Origin of the sequence: Sphingomonas sp. So64.6b (genome assembly GCF_014171475.1) — a bacterium.
In the GTDB taxonomy this organism is placed as follows: Bacteria; Pseudomonadota; Alphaproteobacteria; order Sphingomonadales; family Sphingomonadaceae; genus Sphingomonas; species Sphingomonas alpina_A.
In genome coordinates this window covers 69,587-86,114 of sequence record NZ_CP048817.1, presented here as the reverse complement: position 1 = coordinate 86,114, position 16,528 = coordinate 69,587, and the positions used below count along the sequence as shown (strand labels likewise).

General features: G+C 63.7%; 14 protein-coding genes. 7 read left to right on the top strand and 7 right to left on the bottom strand.

Annotated elements, in window-relative coordinates:
* The first annotated feature begins 45 nt into the window (after positions 1–45).
* On the top strand, positions 46–3,534 hold the full coding sequence (locus tag G4G27_RS00425) for a TonB-dependent receptor (RefSeq protein WP_183111124.1): 3,489 nt from the start codon (positions 46–48) through the stop codon (positions 3,532–3,534).
* Between the two features lie 227 nt (positions 3,535–3,761).
* Here the strand turns inward: G4G27_RS00425 and gorA are convergent, their stop codons facing one another.
* Both gorA and pgi read right to left on the bottom strand, forming a co-directional pair.
* On the bottom strand, positions 3,762–5,114 hold the full coding sequence (gene gorA / locus G4G27_RS00420) for a glutathione-disulfide reductase (protein ID WP_183111122.1): 1,353 nt from the start codon (positions 5,112–5,114) through the stop codon (positions 3,762–3,764).
* Positions 5,115–5,223: 109 nt separating this feature from the next.
* On the bottom strand, positions 5,224–6,717 hold the full coding sequence (gene pgi, locus G4G27_RS00415; protein WP_183113531.1) for a glucose-6-phosphate isomerase: 1,494 nt from the start codon (positions 6,715–6,717) through the stop codon (positions 5,224–5,226).
* 159 nt (positions 6,718–6,876) lie between these two features.
* Here pgi and lepB point away from each other — a divergent pair, with 159 nt between their 5' ends.
* From lepB to era, 4 genes are all read left to right on the top strand, one after another.
* Positions 6,877–7,734, top strand: a complete 858-nt coding sequence (gene lepB / locus G4G27_RS00410) for a signal peptidase I (RefSeq protein ID WP_183111120.1) — start codon at positions 6,877–6,879, stop codon at positions 7,732–7,734.
* Complete coding sequence (gene rnc / locus G4G27_RS00405; RefSeq protein ID WP_244624491.1) at positions 7,731–8,408, top strand: ribonuclease III; 678 nt, start codon at positions 7,731–7,733, stop codon at positions 8,406–8,408. The genes lepB and rnc overlap by 4 nt, the downstream gene beginning before the upstream one ends.
* Before the next feature lie 85 nt (positions 8,409–8,493).
* A complete protein-coding gene (locus G4G27_RS24055; RefSeq protein ID WP_345940664.1) occupies positions 8,494–8,724 on the top strand; it encodes a GIY-YIG nuclease family protein in 231 nt (76 codons plus the stop codon).
* A gap of 129 nt (positions 8,725–8,853) precedes the next feature.
* Positions 8,854–9,756: a GTPase Era gene (gene era, locus G4G27_RS00395; RefSeq protein ID WP_183111118.1), complete on the top strand. Its 903-nt coding sequence runs from the start codon at positions 8,854–8,856 to the stop codon at positions 9,754–9,756.
* A 25-nt stretch (positions 9,757–9,781) separates the two neighbouring features.
* Here the strand turns inward: era and G4G27_RS00390 are convergent, their stop codons facing one another.
* Complete coding sequence (locus tag G4G27_RS00390; protein WP_183111115.1) at positions 9,782–10,483, bottom strand: NAD-dependent deacylase; 702 nt, start codon at positions 10,481–10,483, stop codon at positions 9,782–9,784.
* A 159-nt stretch (positions 10,484–10,642) separates the two neighbouring features.
* Here G4G27_RS00390 and G4G27_RS00385 point away from each other — a divergent pair, with 159 nt between their 5' ends.
* Together G4G27_RS00385 and G4G27_RS00380 are read left to right on the top strand one after the other, a co-directional pair.
* Positions 10,643–10,885, top strand: coding sequence for a hypothetical protein (locus G4G27_RS00385; protein WP_183111113.1), 243 nt, complete (start codon positions 10,643–10,645; stop codon positions 10,883–10,885).
* 41 nt (positions 10,886–10,926) lie between these two features.
* On the top strand, positions 10,927–11,367 hold the full coding sequence (locus G4G27_RS00380) for a hypothetical protein (protein WP_183111111.1): 441 nt from the start codon (positions 10,927–10,929) through the stop codon (positions 11,365–11,367).
* Between the two features lie 27 nt (positions 11,368–11,394).
* On the opposite strand, the gene G4G27_RS00375 is transcribed toward G4G27_RS00380, so the two are convergent.
* The 4 genes from G4G27_RS00375 to kdpA are packed head-to-tail and all read right to left on the bottom strand — an operon-like array spanning position 11,395 to position 16,447.
* Entirely contained in the window at positions 11,395–12,075 is a 681-nt protein-coding gene (locus tag G4G27_RS00375) for a response regulator (RefSeq protein ID WP_244624490.1), read from the bottom strand.
* 18 nt (positions 12,076–12,093) lie between these two features.
* The gene (gene kdpC, locus G4G27_RS00370; protein WP_183111107.1) at positions 12,094–12,675 is read right to left on the bottom strand and encodes a potassium-transporting ATPase subunit KdpC; all 582 of its coding nucleotides are present in this window, start codon (positions 12,673–12,675) and stop codon (positions 12,094–12,096) included.
* 11 nt (positions 12,676–12,686) lie between these two features.
* Positions 12,687–14,729, bottom strand: a complete 2,043-nt coding sequence (kdpB, locus tag G4G27_RS00365) for a potassium-transporting ATPase subunit KdpB (RefSeq protein WP_183111105.1) — start codon at positions 14,727–14,729, stop codon at positions 12,687–12,689.
* 14 nt (positions 14,730–14,743) lie between these two features.
* On the bottom strand, positions 14,744–16,447 hold the full coding sequence (kdpA, locus tag G4G27_RS00360) for a potassium-transporting ATPase subunit KdpA (protein WP_183111103.1): 1,704 nt from the start codon (positions 16,445–16,447) through the stop codon (positions 14,744–14,746).
* Between the last annotated feature and the right edge of the window lie 81 nt (positions 16,448–16,528).

The window sequence follows — 16,528 nt, the reverse complement described above, 5'->3', positions numbered from 1 at the left end:
AGACACGCCGCAGTCTCAGCGACTTCGCGCTAAAAGGGGAATACCATGCGACATCAGCTATTTATCGGCGCGGCCGTCGCCGCGCTCGTCATGCCAATGGCGGTTCAGGCTCAGCAGATCACGACGGGAATCGAAGGCATCGTCACCGACGACGCCGGCGCACCGCTTTCGGGCGCGCAGGTCACGATCACCGATACGCGCACCGGCGCGGAGCGCACCGTCACGACCGGCGCATCGGGTACTTTCACGAGCACTGGCCTGGTTACCGGCGGCCCTTACACGGTATCGGCATCGGCAAGCGGCTTCGAAGGTCAGACCGTCCAGGACATCGTCACCACCCTGCAGGGCAACACCAACCTGACGCTGGCGCTGTCGTCGGGTTCGGGCGACATCGTCGTCACCGCCTCGCGCGCCAAGCTGACTCAGCTTGCGGTCGGCCCGAGCCAGTCGTTCGGCCTCGAGGTGCTGGCCAACGCGCCGAGCTTCAACCGCGACGTCCGTGACATCATCCGCCTCGATCCGCGCGTCAGCCTCGACCGCGACGATAGCGGGTCGGGCCAGGACCGCATCTCGTGCCTTGGCGGCAACGATCGCGGCAATACCTTCACCGTCGACGGCATTCCGCAGAGCGACATTTACGGCCTGAACGACACCGGTTTCTCATCGCGCAGTTCAACCCCGCTGCCCTATGACGCGATCCGTGAAACCTCGGTCCAGTTCGCACCATTCGATGTCGACTATGGCCAGTTCACCGGCTGCGCGATCAACGTCGTCACCAAGTCGGGCACCAACCAGATCAAGGGCGGCGGCTTCTTCGAATATTCGGATTCGAGCCTGCGCGGCAAGGCCCTCCCTGGGCGCACGGTCGCGCCGATCAAGCCCGAAAAGCGCTGGGGCGTCTCGCTCGGCGGCCCGATCATCAAGGACCGGCTGTTCATCTATGGTGCCTATGAGCATCAGGAAGCCGGCCAGTCGCAGGACGACGGCCCCACCGGCGCTGGCTATTCCAACCAGCAGGTCGGCATCTCTGCCACGCAATTCAACGAAATCCGCGATGTCCTGAAGAGCCAATACGGCATCGACACCGGCGATCTGGTTCACAGCCGCGACTATACCAACGACCGCTATTTCGGTCGCGTCGATTTGCAGATCAACGATCAGCATCGTCTGGAAGCGACCTATCAGCGCCTTGAGGAATCGACGATCAAGGCCGACGACCTGTTCACCGGCAGCTCCCCTCAGGCGGTCGGCGCGAACACTTTCTATAATAGCGGCACGGTCTCGAATTACTATTCGGGCCGCCTCTATTCGCAATGGTCCGACGCTTTCTCGACCGAACTGCGTTACTCGCGTTCGGAAATCACCGATCGTCAGGATCCGGTCGGCGGTGGCGAGGCCCAGTCGGACAACCCGATTCCACGCATCGTCGTTGGCATCGACAATCCGGGCAACGCCATCGATGGCGCCGTGCTCGCTGGCCCAGGCACCTCGCGCTCAGCCAACGATCTGCGCACCAAGGTCCAGCAGTATCGCGCTGTCGCCAAGCTTTCGATGGGCGATCACAACATCAAGGTCGGCGCCGAGCTGAACCGTGCCGACCTGTTCAACCTGTTCGTTCAGAACGCCACTGGCACACTGGTCTTCCGCAATGTCGCTGACCTGCGCGCGGGCTTGTTGTCGCCGGGTGTCAGACCGGCCGGCGCTAACCCGCCCTGCACAGCCGCGACCGCCACGACCACCCCGGTCAACGTGGTGAACGGATGCACGTTCGGCGCATTCGGCAACTTCTCACAGGACGGCGACATCAACAGCGCCGCGGCGAAGTTCGACCGCAGCATCTATTCGATCTACGCTCAGGACGACTGGCGTGTGAACGACGTGCTGAAAATCACCGCTGGTGTTCGCGCCGATTGGTATGACGGCGGCCGGCCGGAGTTCAATCCGATCTTCCTGCGCCGCTATGGCTTCGGCAACAATAGCGGCTTCAGCAAGGTCGATCCGGTGATCCTGCCGCGCGTCGCCTTCACCTACGACTTCGGCGACACCGGCCCGTTCGGCCGCGCCCAGATGCACGCCGGCGTCGGCATCTTCTCGGGCGGCGATCCTCTCGTGTGGTTCGGCAACGCCTTCCAGAACGACGGCAGCGGTTTCGGACTGGGTACCACCGGCTCGACCGGAACGACCTGTCCGACCGGCCAGATCAGCGTGCTGAGCGGTGGCCGGTTCACCGGCGTACCGTCCTGCATCGCGGCAAGCGGTCAAGCGCAGGCCGCAGCCAGCCAGGGCAGCACGCAGTCGATCGACCCGAACATCACGATGCCGACCGTGTTCCGCGCGAATATTGGCTTCCAGACCGAGCTGAACTTTGGTTCGGGTTTCTTCGGCAATTGGAGCCTCAGCCTCGATTACATTTACAGCAAGTACAGGAATCCGTTCACGCTGGTCGACCTCGCCCAGGCGGTCAATCCTGCCAAGGGTCTGAACGGCTACACGATCGACGGGCGTCCGATCTATTCGTCGATCGATCTGCTCGCGACGGGTTGCACCGGACGGCTGGTGAACCCCGGCGTTCCTCCAGTCTATGCGGGCCTGAACACGGCCTGCTTCAGCGGCACACGCGGCGCCGAGCTGATGCTGACCAACTCGGAAGGCTTCCGCAGCCACAACGCCTCGGCGTTGCTGTCGAAGAATTTCAAGGGCGGCCTGATCACCTCGGGCGGTTCGACCTATGTGTCGTTCGGTTATGCATATACCGACTCGCACGACCGCCGGAGCATGTACAACTCGACCGCCGGCTCGAACTATGGCCAGAGTGCTGCGTTCGACCGCCAGAACCCGGCCGAATCGACCGGCTTCTTCCAGAGCAAGCACAACATCACCTTCGCAACGAATTTCCGGAACGAGTTCTTCTCGGATCTCGGCACCTCGCTGGGCTTCACGTTCGTGGCGCGTTCGGGCCGCCCGTACAGCCTGACGTTCACCGGCAACAATGTATTCAACCCCACCAATGGCGGCCTGACGACCAGCGACAACGCACTGGCTTATATTCCGACTGGCTTGAACGATCCCAACATCGCGCCCGAAGTGCTCGACAATCAGGGTAATTATGTCAGCGGTTCGCGATCTGGCGCAGTGCGCGACTTGATCGGTTTTACCAATACCCTGGATTGCGCCAAGAAGTTTTCGGGTAAATCGGTGGAGCGCAACAGCTGCACCAACGATTGGTATTTCGACATGGATCTGTCCTTCTCACAGGAACTGCCCGGACCGGGCCGCTTCTTCGGGCGCGACGACAAGATCCGCCTCTATGCGACAGTCGACAATTTCCTGAACCTGCTCGACAAGAGCTGGAATGTTCAGAACCGCCGCAACTTCTTCGGCGTTCAGGACATTGCCACCGTTTCCGGTGTCGATTCTCAGGGCCGGTACATCATCACCAGCGCGGCGGGTGTGAACACCTTCAAGGCCGACAATACGGTCAACGTCTCGTCGTCGGTCTGGCGTCTGAAGGTAGGCGTCAGCTACGACTTCTGATCCCGATCCAAGGCCAAGAAAAAAGCCGCCGCACCTTCGGGTGCGGCGGCTTTTTCATGCCCGGCGCGGTTAGCATGTTTTCCAACTGAACCGACCACTACTCCCCCGCTCGTCTCGAGCGAAGTCGAGAAACAAACCACAATCGCCGCGCACAGTTCTCGGCTTCGCTCGAAACGAACGGAGAGGAATCCAACCATCAAACGCCCGAACCAACACCCGGCGAATGGTTAGCGCATCAACACCAGCTCTTCCGCCATTGACGGATGCAGCGCCACCGTCTGGTCGAACGCGTCCTTGGTCAGGCCCGCTTTCACCGCGATCGCCGCTGCCTGGAGGATTTCCGGCGCGTCCGGGCCGATCATGTGCAGGCCGAGCACCCTTCCCGTCTCGCTGTCGCAAACCATCTTGTAGAGCGAGCGTTCGTTGCGCCCCGCCAGCACATTCTTCATCGGCCGGAAATCCGACGTGTAGACCTTGCACGAGCCGAGCGTGTTCTTTGCCTCGCTCTCCGTCATCCCGACGCCAGCCATCGGCGGATGGCTGAACACCGCCGATGGGATGCAGCCATAGTCGACGCGAGTCGGCTTGTTACCGAAGATCGTGTCGGCAAACGCCTGCCCCTCGCGGATCGCGACGGGCGTGAGCTGCACGCGGTTGGTCACGTCGCCGACCGCATAGATGCTCGGACAGGTCGAGCGGTTGTCCTCATCGACCTTGACCGCGCCCTTGGCGTCAAGCTCGACGCCGGCGGTTTCCAGTCCCAGGCCGTTCGTCATCGGCTCGCGGCCAGTGGCGAACATCACCGCATCGACCGTGACTGGTTCATGGTTCGACATCTTGACCGTCAGGCAGCCATTCTTCTCCTTGGTGATGCCCTCGAACTCGGCATGGAAGCGGAACTCGATCCCCTTCATCATCGAGATTTGCAGCAACCGGTCGCGGATCGATTCATCATAGCCGCGCAGGATCACATCCGTGCGGTTGATCAGGATGACGTGTGCGCCGAGCTGATGGAAGATGCCGGCGAATTCATTCGCGATATAGCCCGCGCCGGCGATCAGGATGCGCTTCGGAACCGCATCGAGGTGGAACGCCTCGTTCGATGTGATGCCATGTTCATGCCCCGGGCATTTCGGCACCGACGGTGTCGCGCCGGTCGCGATCAGGATGATCTTGGCCGTCACCTCGCGCCCGCCGGCGAGCTTTACACTGTTCGGCCCGGTGACCACGGCGCGTTCCGTAATAATCTCGACATCGTGATTCTCCAGCGTCGCGGTGTACGCGCCGTTGATCCGGTCGACTTCCTCCAGCACATTGTCGCGCAGCACCGTCCAGTCGAAATCGCACTCCGGCACGTTCCAGCCAAAACGGCGCGCGTCGGCCAGATCCTCCGCGAAATGCGCGCCATAGACGAGCAGCTTCTTGGGCACGCAACCGCGGATCACGCAGGTGCCGCCGACGCGATATTCCTCGGCCACCGCGACCTTCGCGCCGTGCGCGGCGGACACGCGCGCGGCGCGCACCCCGCCCGAACCCGCGCCGATGACGAACAGGTCATAATCATATTTGGGAGCGGTCATATAAATCTCCGTTCGCCCTGAGCTTGTCGAAGGGCCGTCTTATCTTGCGCGCATAAAAGGAAGAACAGGGCTTCGACAAGCTCAGCCCGAACGGGAGACAGGGACTGCCCTAGCCAAACGCCCGCTTGATCAAATCGTCGGTCGAGGCATCGAAGCTTTGCCCGCCAGCGATCGCCGCCTTGGCCATTTCCTTGCCCAGCTCGACGCCGAACTGGTCGAACGAATTGATCCCGAGCAGCACGCCATTCACGAACACGCGGTGTTCGTAGAATGCGATCAACGCGCCCAGGCTGCGCGCGTCGAGATCGTCGAGCAGGATGGTCGATGACGGCCGGTCACCCGAATAGCTGCGCGCCGGGTCGTCGACCGTCTTGCCCGCCATCAGCGCCGCGCCTTGCGCAAACGCGTTGAGCAGCAATTGCCGGTGATGGTCCTCGGCCAGGGTATCGCCCGCCTCAATCACCGCGACGAATTCGACCGGGACCAGATGCGTGCCCTGATGGAGCAGCTGGAACACGGCATGCTGGGCATCGGTGCCGACCCCGCCCCAGGTGATCGCAGCGCTCGGCCGATCAAGCGGCTTGCCGTCGATCGTCACACCCTTGCCGTTCGATTCCATCTCGAGCTGCTGAAGATAGGACGGCAATAGCCGCAACCGCTCGTCATAGGCGAAGGTTGCGCGCGTCTCGGTATGGCGCACCTGTGTGTAATAAAGATCGGCAAAGGCGGCGAGCGCAGGCGCGTTCTCATGCAGCGCGGTCAGGCGGAAATGCCGATCCATCTCGGCCGCACCCTCGAGCAATTCCTCGAAACAATCCCAGCCCAGTCCCAGTGCCGCCGGAAAGCCGATCGACGACCACAGCGAATAACGCCCGCCGACCGATTCGCTGAAGGGCAGGATGCGCGTTTCGTCGACACCCCATTCGAGCGCTTTATCGGGCTCGGCGGTCAGCGCGACGACATGACCATAAGTGTCCTCGACACCATGTTCGGCCATCCATTGCAGCACGCTCTGCGCATTGAGCATCGTCTCGGTGGTAGTGAAGGTCTTGGACGCGATGACCAGCAGGGTCGCGGCGGGATCGAACTTCCTGAACGCCTCCTCCAGTGCGACCCCATCGACATTGGAAACGATCGCGACGTCATACCGCCCCGAATCGCGGCCCAGCGCATCGACCAGCAGATGTGGGCCGAGCGCCGACCCGCCGATACCGACATGCAGGATGTGGCGGACCGGGCCGAGCGCCTCGCCCTCGATCGCATCGATCAGCGAACGCATCCGCGCGTGCAGCGCGCGTGCCCGCGCGACGCTTTCTCTGGCACCCTCGCCGCGTTCGGCGGTATGTTCGACCGCGCGCCCCTCGGTGATGTTGATCGGCTCGCCCGCGAACAGCGCTTCGCGCTTGGCCGCCAGCCCTTGCGCCTTGGCCAGTGCCTCGAACGCGGACACCGCGTCCGCGGTCAGATGCGTCTTTGACCAGTCGAAATGAATCCCGGCGACATCGGCCGAAAAGCGCGCGAGCCGGTCCGGATCATCGGCAAACAGGCTCTTCAACGTGGCGGCGGGGAGCGCCTCGATCGCGGTCCAGTCGGCTGCGGGCATGGGCACGTCCAATCCTTGTTTGTCTGGGGTCGTCGGGCGGGTTGTTTGTCGTGACGGGGTGGATGTGGTGGGCTTAGGGTCCATACTCAATGGCCGCAACGGCACATCTCTCGCCCGCGCCTGCTTGACGCCCCGCCCGCGCATGCGCAAACCGCGCCGATGGCCGATACCGACACCCTGCCCGATGCGGCACCCGCAGATCCCCAGCCCTCCGCTGCCGGGCCGATCAAGCCCAAGTCGGAGACGGCCGAAACGCTGATTTTCCTGCTCAAGCTGGCGATCGTCGTGCTGATCTTCCGCAGCTTCATCTTCTCGCCGTTCAGCATCCCGTCGCAATCGATGCTGCCGCGGCTTTATATCGGCGACTATCTGTTCATCTCGAAATGGAATTACGGCTATTCGCGCCATTCGCTGCCGTTCAGTGTGCCGTTGATCCCCGGCCGTATCTTCGGACGCGATCCGACCCGTGGCGATGTCGTGGTGTTCCGAGGGCCTGGCCCGGATGAGCATGACGTAATCAAGCGCGTCATCGGCCTGCCCGGCGATCAGATTCAGATGCGCGCAGGTCAGGTGATCCTGAACGGCACCGCGATTCCCAAGGAACGCGTGGCCGACTTCACCATCCCGCTGACGCCGAATTATACTGGCCCGGAATGCCCGTCCGAATTCCAGGACGTCGATGCCGCGCGCAAGCCGATCTGCCGCTACCTGCAGTTCCGCGAAACGCTGCCGGGCGGCAAATCCTACATGGTGCTCGACCGCGGCGACAATCCGGTCGCCGACGAGACCTCGATCTATTCAGTTCCGGCCGGCCATGTCTTCGTGATGGGCGACAATCGCGACGATAGCGGCGACAGCCGCTTCGAACCACCACAGGGCATGGGCATGGTGCCGCTGGAGCGGATCGAGGGCAAGGCGGTGGTCAGCTTCTTCTCCACCGATGGTTCGGCCAATTGGTTTCTCCCCTGGACCTGGTTCAGCGCGGCACGGTGGAGCCGCATCGGGGAAGGCTTTTGAGCGCCAGCCCGACAGCTGAGCTGAAGGATTGGATCGCCGCCACTTTCGGCCACAAGCCCGCCGATCTCGCCCCGTTCGAGCGCGCGCTGACCCATGGCAGCCAGGCAGCGGCGAACTATGAGCGGCTTGAATTCCTCGGTGACCGCGTGCTCGGTCTGGTCATGGCCGAATGGCTGTTCGCGCTGTTTCCGGCCGAGCCCGAAGGGGCGCTGTCAAAACGTCTCAATGCGCTGGTCACCGGTGCGGTGTGTGCCGATGTCGCGCGCACGCTCGGCGTGGCGACGCATCTCAAGCTGGGCAAGCAGGCGCGCGACGATGGTGCAACCGACAGCGACAATGTGCTTGGAGACGTGATGGAGGCGTTGATCGGCGCGCTTTATCTCGATGGCGGATTGGAAGTCGCTCGCGCCGCGATCCGCTGCGGCTGGGGCGAGCGAGTCAAAACGCAAGGATCCGCGCCGCAACATCCCAAATCCGCGCTGCAGGAATGGGCCGCGGCGCACAACCGGCGCACACCAAGTTACGATGTGGTGGACCGTTCGGGGCCGCATCATGCGCCACGTTTCAAGGTGAAGGCGTCGATCGGGACTCTGGCGGAGGCCATTGCCGAGGGCAGTTCGAAGCAGGAGGCGGAGACCGCGGCGGCGGCGGCGTTGCTGGCGAAATTGGGGTGATGGCGCGGACTGTGACTAAAGCTCTACCCCCTCCCCGTTCGTGCTGAGCTTGTCGAAGCACCGTTCTTTCTTCTAAGCCGCGTCAATGAGCTTCTGGGCATACATGCTCCATTGTCGCGGCGGCATTTTTTATACCGGCCACACAGACAACCTCGAATCCCGCATCGGCCAACACCAGAGCGGAGTCATCCCGGGTTTCACTCGCACCTACGTTCCTGTCACCTTGGTCTGGAGCCAAGACTTTCCTCGCGGATCGAAGCGCTGGAGGCCGAGCGCCGCATCAAGGGCTGGAGCAAAGCCAAGAAACTGGCGTTGATCCGCGGCGACTGGGCGCTGATCTCGACGCTGGCGAAGGGAAAGAACGGCCCTTCGACAAGCTCAGGGCGAACGGAGGTAGGGGACACACCCCTTGTCGAAAGGCCAACCATGCGCCAACCCGGCGAGCATGACTGAAACAACCCAAAAATGCGGCCTCGTTGCCGTCGTCGGCGCGCCCAACGCCGGCAAATCCACCCTGGTCAATGCGCTGGTCGGACAAAAGGTCGCGATCGTCAGCCCCAAGGCGCAGACCACGCGTGTGCGGCTGATGGGCGTCGCGATCGAGGGCGATACGCAATTGCTGCTGGTCGACACGCCCGGCATCTTCGAGCCCAAGCGCCGGCTCGACCGTGCCATGGTCTCTGCCGCCTGGGGTGGGACCGAGGGTGCCGATGTACTCGCGCTGGTGGTCGATGCCAAGGGTGGACTGGGCGCCAAGGTCACCAACATCGCTGAATCGATCAAGGACCGCAGCGAGCCCAAATATCTGATCCTCAACAAGGTCGATCTCGCCGACAAGGCCAAGCTGCTGCTCCATGCGGAGAAACTCAACGCACAGGTCGGGTTTGCGGAGACTTTCTTCGTCAGCGCGACGACTGGCGACGGCCTGGTCGAATTGAAGAAGCATCTCGCCGCCGCGATGCCCGAAGGACCGTGGCACTTCCCCGAGGATCAGGTGTCCGATGCGACCGAGCGCAGCCTGGCGTCAGAGGTCACGCGCGAGCAGCTCTATCTGCAGCTTCACGCCGAGCTGCCTTACGCCAGCGCGGTCGAGACCGAACAATATAAGGAGCGCGAGGACGGATCGGTCGAGATCCATCAGCAAATCCTGGTCGAACGCCCGACGCAGCGCGCGATCATCCTCGGCAAGGGCGGCTCGCGCATCAAGGAGATAGGCGGAAGGGCACGGACCGAACTGGCCGCGATCATGGGCCGGCCGGTGCATCTCTACCTTCATGTGAAGGTGAAGCCCGGCTGGGACGAAGAGCGCGACGTGTATCGCGACATGGGACTGGATTGGGTCGATTGATCGGATCCTCCCCGGCACGGGAGGATTAGGAGCCCAACACCTCGCTAACCCACTCCGGCACCAGCACGCCCGCCGCGCCCATGCGAACCTCGCTGAAATACACGCTCCCCGCCGACGGCTCGAGATTGAGCTCCAGCGCCTGCGCGCCGTGATAACGCGCGGTCTGCACGAACCCGGCGGCGGGATAGACCGCGCCCGACGTACCGATCGACACGAACAGATCAGCGCGCGAAATCGCGCGTTCGATCTCTTCCATCCGGTACGGCATCTCTCCGAAGAATACGATATCGGGACGAAGCGCATCGACCCCGCACGCGGCGCAAGCCGATCCCGGCGGTAAACATTCCCGCCACTCGGCCCGCGCATCGCACGCCGCGCACAGCGCGGAATTCAGCTCGCCATGCATATGCAGCATGCGCGTCGCCCCGGCTCGTTCGTGCAGGTCATCGACATTCTGCGTGACGATCAGCAACTCGCCCGGCCATTCCCGATCGAGCCGCGCCAGCGCCTCATGCGCCGCATTGGGCACGACATCCGCCAGCGCCGCCCGGCGCAGATCGTAGAAGCGGTGGACCAGCTCCGGGTCATGGATGAGCGCCTGCGGCGTGCAGACATCTTCGACGCGGTGTCCTTCCCACAATCCGCCGGGGCCGCGAAACGTCGCGATGCCGCTTTCGGCGGAGATGCCTGCGCCGGTAAGGATGACGACGTTCTGGATGTCATGCATAAGATGCGTTTTAACCCAGCAGGCGCGGCTGCGGAATGGGAGAGTACGAAAACTGGCACTGACGCGCAAAACGCGTAGGATGACGGCATGAACGGCCGAGTGATGAGATTCCAGACAATTGCCGCGTATGGAGCGGAGCCGACGCCATTCGGGAGACTGATGGCGGCCGCAATCGCAGGTGCCCTGGCGTTCGCCCTGACCCAATTGCTCCTCGGCACGATATGGGGCGCCGGTTGGAACGCGACCTTTTTCTCCTCAATAGCTCTTGCCGTCGCCGCAGCAGTGGCTGCCGTAACGATGAAACCCGCCAGGGCGATCGTTTACGGATTGCTGGCTGCTATATGGGTACTCGCTGAGGGTCTGGTTCTGGTCCTTGGGTGCATCGCGGCAGGATTGGGATAATGAACTCTTGCCTCGCCCGGCGCTTGAAATAGCGTGGATCGATGTCGCTGTTTTTACCATCCGACGAGGGCCGCGCAATCCTCGCGTTGAGCTTTGAGCCGTCGGCGGATGGCTATTTCTACTATTATTGGCGCTGGTCGCGAGGCATTCCCGTCACGGCAGAGGAACGCGAGGCCTATCTGAAGATACCCTCTCTGGGTTCGCGACGGGCCTGGAGGAAGGGGATCGCGAACCGGTCGACGGTGCCCCCGCGCGCATTCGGGCCGACGCATCAGAAGCTGCTGGTCGCGATGCCAGTCAGCATGGCAGTCTTAGGTCTATTGGGTGGCTTGATATTCGCCCTGTCGGGAGCATCCGACATATTGTCGATCGGCGGCGTTGCCAGCCTGATTGCCGGCGTGGCTCTGATTTGGTTCGGTTGCTGGATAATTCTTGCGAAGATCCGTCACACCAGAAAGGGTGTGGCCCTGCCCCCGCAATAATCTTATGCGCTAACCACAAGCTGGTTCTCACTCCTTCACAGTGAGCCGGTAGCCAACGCCCGGCTCATTGACGATCAGGCGCGGCGCGGCGGGATCGGCCTCCAGCTTGAGCCGCAAGTTGCGTACCACGATGCGCAAATAGTCCACTTGCGTCTCATGGGCCGCGCCCCACACGTCGCGGAGCAATTGCGCGTGGCCGATGATCCGACCGGGCCGTTTGGCGAGTTCGGCAAGCACGCCATATTCCTTTGGCGAGAGATGCATCTCTTTCCCGTCGCGATCGATCCGGCGCAGGCTCAGATCGATGGTCACATCGCCCGCTCGCACCGGCGCTGGGTCGATGTCGTCGCGGCGATTGTGGCGTAACGCAGTGCGGATGCGCGCGAGCAGCTCATCGGTGTCGAACGGCTTGGTCAGATAATCGTCGGCGCCGAGATCCAGCGCCGCGACCTTTTCCGCCGTATCGTCGCGCGCGGACACGACCAGCACCGCGGCACCGCGCTTCTTCATCAGCTGGATCAGCTCGAGCCCGTCGCGGTCCGGCAGGCCGAGGTCGAGCAGCACCACCTCAGGCTTGTCGATGTCGAGCAGCGACAGCGCCTCGCGCGCCGTGGCTGCCTCGCCGACCTGCCATCCCATCCGCTCGACCGCCACCCGCAACAGGCGGCGGATGTGCGTGTCGTCCTCAACGACGAGGATTTTCGGCATGATCGGCATGCCGCCTTATTAGGCCCCCGCGCGCATCCGGTCGAGCGCCCGGTTGAGCTCAAGGACATTGACGCGCGGTTCGCCGAGAAAGCCGAGCAGAGGATATTCAACCCGCTCCTGCACCAGTGAGCGGACCTTGGTCGAATCGAGGCCGCGCGCCTGCGCGACGCGCGCGACCTGATAAAAAGCCGCCTCGGGGCTGATATGGGGGTCGAGCCCCGAGGCGGAGGTGGTCACCAGGTCGGTTGGAACCGAAGAACCGGGTGATGTGCGAGTAGCGGCGAGGTCGGTGACGACGCGGTCATGCAGCGCCTGCGATGCCGGGCCGAAATTGGAACCGGCCGAGGCGCTGGCGTCATAGCCCTTGCCCGCGGCGGACGGCCGGCCATGGAAATAGCGCGGGCTGGCAAAGCCCTGGCCGATCAGCGACGAGCCGACCACCTTGCCCTGGTCGGTAATCAGGCTGCCATTGGCCTGGGCGGGGAACAGCCCCTGGCCGATGCCGGTCAGCGCCAGCGGATAGGCGATCCCGAGCAGCAGCGCGAAGGCGAGGGTCAAGGCGAGCGCGGGGCGCAGGGCGGATTTGATGTCGGTAAGCATGACGTGGATCCTCAGGCGAGGTGGAGAGCGGTGACGGCGAGATCGATCAGCTTGATCCCGATGAACGGCGCGAGCAGCCCGCCCAGGCCGTAAACGGCGAGGTTGCGCGCAAGCAGCGGTCCGGCGGGCATCGGCCGATAGGTCACGCCCTTCAGCGCGAGCGGCACGAGCAGCGGGATGATCAGCGCGTTGAAGATGATCGCCGACAGGATCGCGCTTTCGGGCGTGGCCAGGCCCATCACATTGAGCACGCCAAGTCCGGGATAGAGCGCGACGAACATCGCCGGGATGATCGCGAAATATTTGGCGACGTCATTGGCGACCGAGAAAGTGGTCAGCGCGCCGCGCGTCATCAGCAATTGCTTGCCCAGGCCTACCACCTCGATCAGCTTGGTCGGGTCGCTGTCGAGATCGACCATATTGCCGGCCTCGCGCGCAGCCTGGGTGCCGGTGTTCATCGCCACGCCGACATCGGCCTGAGCCAGTGCGGGCGCGTCATTGGTGCCGTCGCCGCACATCGCGACCAGCCGCCCGCCCTGCTGTTCCTTGCGGATCAGCGCGAGCTTGTCCTCCGGCGTCGCCTCGGCAAGGAAATCATCGACTCCGGCCTCGGCGGCGATCGCGGCGGCGGTCAGCGGGTTGTCGCCGGTGATCATCACCGTGCGGATGCCCATCTGGCGCAACTCGCCAAAGCGTTCGCGGATCCCGGATTTGACCACGTCCTTGAGCGCGATCGCGCCAAGCAGCACGCCGTCGCGCGACACGGCGAGCGGGGTCGCGCCGGAACGGGCGATCTCCTCGGTCACGCGGCGCAGCTCGTTGGCCGCCGGAGTATCGCCAAGCCCTGTATCGGCGCGCAGGATCGAATCGACCGCACCCTTGCGCACCACGCTCTCGCCGACCTTCACGCCGGAAAAGCGTGTCTGGGCGGTGAACGGGATGATCGTCGCGCCGTCGGGCAAAGCATCGAGCCGCTGGGCATATTTGCCCCGCGCGAGCACGACGATCGAGCGGCCCTCAGGCGTCTCGTCGGCAAAACTCGCCAGCAGCGCCGCGCCGGCCAGCGTGTCGACGCTGGTCCCGCCGACCGGGAAGAATTCGCTCGCCTGACGGTCGCCGATCGTGATCGTGCCGGTCTTGTCGAGCAGCAGCACGTCGATATCGCCCGCCGCCTCGACCGCACGGCCCGATTTGGCGAGCACGTTGAAGCGCACCAGCCGGTCCATGCCGGCAATGCCGATCGCCGAAAGCAGCGCCGCGATCGTCGTCGGGATCAGCGTGATCAGCAGCGCGGCCAAGATCGCCACCGGCACCTGCCCACCCGCGAAATTCGCGAAGCTCGGGATCGTACCGACCGCGATCAGGAAGATGATCGTCAGGCCGACGAGAAGGATGGTCAGCGCGATTTCGTTCGGCGTCTTCTGCCGCTCGGCGCCCTCGACCAAAGCGATCATGCGGTCGAGAAAGCCCTGGCCCGGCTCGGCGGTAACACGCACCTTGATGCTGTCGGACAGCACGCGCGTGCCTGCGGTGACGGCGGAACGGTCGCCGCCCGCTTCACGGATCACCGGCGCGCTTTCGCCGGTGATTGCGGCTTCGTTGACCGAGGCAACACCGAAGATCACTTCTCCGTCTGCCGGGATCAGGTCGCCGGTCTCGACCAGCACTTCATCGCCCTTTTCGAGCCGGTGCGCCGCGATCAGCCCCCAGGTCTCACCCACGCCGAGCAGGCGCTTGGCGGTGAGGTCGGCCTTGGTCGCGCGGAGCGATGCGGCCTGTGCCCGGCCCCGCCCCTCGGCCAATGCCTCGGCAAACGTGCCGAACAGCACGGTCAGCCATAGCCAGACAATCAGCTGGATCTGGAAGAAGATGCCAAGCGGCTCGCCGCCGAGGATCAGCAGCACGGTGAGCAGGGTCGCGACCGTGGCGGTCACGAACATCACCGGATTCTTGATCAGCACGCGCGGATCGAGCTTCTTGAAGGAATCGCCGATCGCGGGGATCAGCAGCTTCGCGGTGAAGATCGAGGACGGGGTGGAGGTTGATGCGGACATGGTTGTCGCTTCTCTCAGGAGAGGTGGCCGCCAAGCATCGCGAGATGATCGGCAATGGGACCGAGCGCGAGGCTCGGCAGGAAGGTGAGGCCGCCTAGGATCAGGATGATGCCGACCAGCAGTCCGACCCACAGCGGCCCGGTGGTCGGGAACGATCCCGACGAGGGCGGCGTGACCTTCTTCGCGGCAAGGCTGCCGGCGATGGCGAGCATCGGCACGATCACGAAGAACCGCCCGACCCACATCGCGACGCCGAGCATCGCGTTGTAGAAGGGGGCGCCCGCGCTCAGGCCGGCAAAGGCGGACCCGTTATTCCCGACCGCGCTGGTGAAGGCGTAGAGGATCTCCGAGAAGCCATGCGGTCCCTTGGCGAGCGGCCCGGCCAATCCGGCGGTCACCACCGAGGCGATCGCAGTGCCGCCCAGGATCATCAGCGGCAGGACCGCGATCGCCAGCACCGCGAGCTTCACTTCCCGGCTCTCGATCTTCTTGCCGACATATTCCGGCGTTCGCCCGACCATCAGCCCGGCGACGAACACCGCCAGAATGGCGAAGAGCAGGAAGCCATAGATGCCCGCGCCAACGCCGCCGATCACCACTTCGCCAAGCTGCATGTTGATCAGCGGGATCATCCCGCCCAGCGCGGTGAAGCTGTCGTGCATCGCATTGACCGCGCCGCACGACGCGGCGGTGGTGACGCTGGCGAACAGGGCCGAAGCGGCGATGCCGAAACGCACCTCCTTGCCCTCAAGATTGCCGCCCGCCACGCCGAGCTGATGCAGCACGGGGTTGCCCGCCGCTTCCTGCCAATAAGCGACCGTGGTGCCGGCGAGGAACAACAAGGTCATCGCGGCGAGGATCGCCCAGCCCTGGCGCGGATTGCCGACCGCCTTGCCGAAGGTCCAGGTCAGGCCGAAGCCGATCAGGAAGATCGACAGCATCTGCACAAGGTTGGTCAGTGCGGTCGGATTCTCGAACGGATGCGCGCTATTGGCGTTGAAGAAGCCGCCACCATTGGTGCCGAGCATCTTGATCGCTTCCTGGCTCGCCACGGGGCCGAGCGCAATGACTTGCTTCACGCCCTCTAGCGTGGTCGCGTCGACGCTTTGCGCTAGGGTCTGCGGCACGCCGCTGGCGATCAGAAACACGGCATAGATCATGCAGATCGGCAGCAGCAGATAGAGCGTGACGCGCGTCATATCGGCCCAGAAATTGCCGATCGCCTTGGCCTCGCGCCGCGCAAACCCGCGGAACAAGGCAAAAGCCAGCGCGATGCCAGTCGATGCCGAGAGGAAATTATGGATCGTCAGGCCGACCATCTGGCTGAAGTTCGACAGCGCGACTTCGCCCGAATACCATTGCCAGTTGGTGTTGGTCGTAAAGCTGATCGCGGTGTTGAACGCGCCGTCGGGCGCGATCCCGGCAAGCCCATGCGGGTTCATCGGCAGCAGATCCTGGAAGCGCAGCACGAAATAGGTCAGCAGCAGCAGCGCTAGGTTGAACGCCAGCATGTGCACGGCATAACGCCGCCAGCCCTGCTCCGCGTTCGGATCGATCCCGGCAAGCTTGTAAAAGCCGGTCTCGACCGGTCCGAGCACGCGGTGCAGCACCGTGCGGCGGCCTTCATACAGCGCAAACAGCCACAGCCCCATCGGCTTGGCCAGCGCCCAGAGAATGATGATGAAGAGGGCGATCAGCCCCCAGCCCTGAAGCGTCATGGCGCGTGTCCGTTCAGAAACGCTCGGGCCGCAAAAGCACGGCCACGAGATACAGGAGGAGACCGACGGCAGTGACCGCGG

What these genes read in the sequence shown, in the direction of transcription:
- G4G27_RS00425 (WP_183111124.1), top strand. Translation starts at nt 46, where the DNA reads ATGCGACATCAGCTATTTATCGGCGCGGCCGTCGCCGCGCTCGTCATG.
- gorA (WP_183111122.1), bottom strand. Translation starts at nt 5,114, where the DNA reads ATGACCGCTCCCAAATATGATTATGACCTGTTCGTCATCGGCGCGGGT.
- pgi (WP_183113531.1), bottom strand. Translation starts at nt 6,717, where the DNA reads ATGCCCGCAGCCGACTGGACCGCGATCGAGGCGCTCCCCGCCGCCACG.
- lepB (WP_183111120.1), top strand. Translation starts at nt 6,877, where the DNA reads ATGGCCGATACCGACACCCTGCCCGATGCGGCACCCGCAGATCCCCAG.
- G4G27_RS24055 (WP_345940664.1), top strand. Translation starts at nt 8,494, where the DNA reads ATGAGCTTCTGGGCATACATGCTCCATTGTCGCGGCGGCATTTTTTAT.
- era (WP_183111118.1), top strand. Translation starts at nt 8,854, where the DNA reads ATGACTGAAACAACCCAAAAATGCGGCCTCGTTGCCGTCGTCGGCGCG.
- G4G27_RS00390 (WP_183111115.1), bottom strand. Translation starts at nt 10,483, where the DNA reads ATGCATGACATCCAGAACGTCGTCATCCTTACCGGCGCAGGCATCTCC.
- G4G27_RS00385 (WP_183111113.1), top strand. Translation starts at nt 10,643, where the DNA reads ATGGCGGCCGCAATCGCAGGTGCCCTGGCGTTCGCCCTGACCCAATTG.
- G4G27_RS00380 (WP_183111111.1), top strand. Translation starts at nt 10,927, where the DNA reads ATGTCGCTGTTTTTACCATCCGACGAGGGCCGCGCAATCCTCGCGTTG.
- G4G27_RS00375 (WP_244624490.1), bottom strand. Translation starts at nt 12,075, where the DNA reads ATGCCGAAAATCCTCGTCGTTGAGGACGACACGCACATCCGCCGCCTG.
- kdpC (WP_183111107.1), bottom strand. Translation starts at nt 12,675, where the DNA reads ATGCTTACCGACATCAAATCCGCCCTGCGCCCCGCGCTCGCCTTGACC.
- kdpB (WP_183111105.1), bottom strand. Translation starts at nt 14,729, where the DNA reads ATGTCCGCATCAACCTCCACCCCGTCCTCGATCTTCACCGCGAAGCTG.
- kdpA (WP_183111103.1), bottom strand. Translation starts at nt 16,447, where the DNA reads ATGACGCTTCAGGGCTGGGGGCTGATCGCCCTCTTCATCATCATTCTC.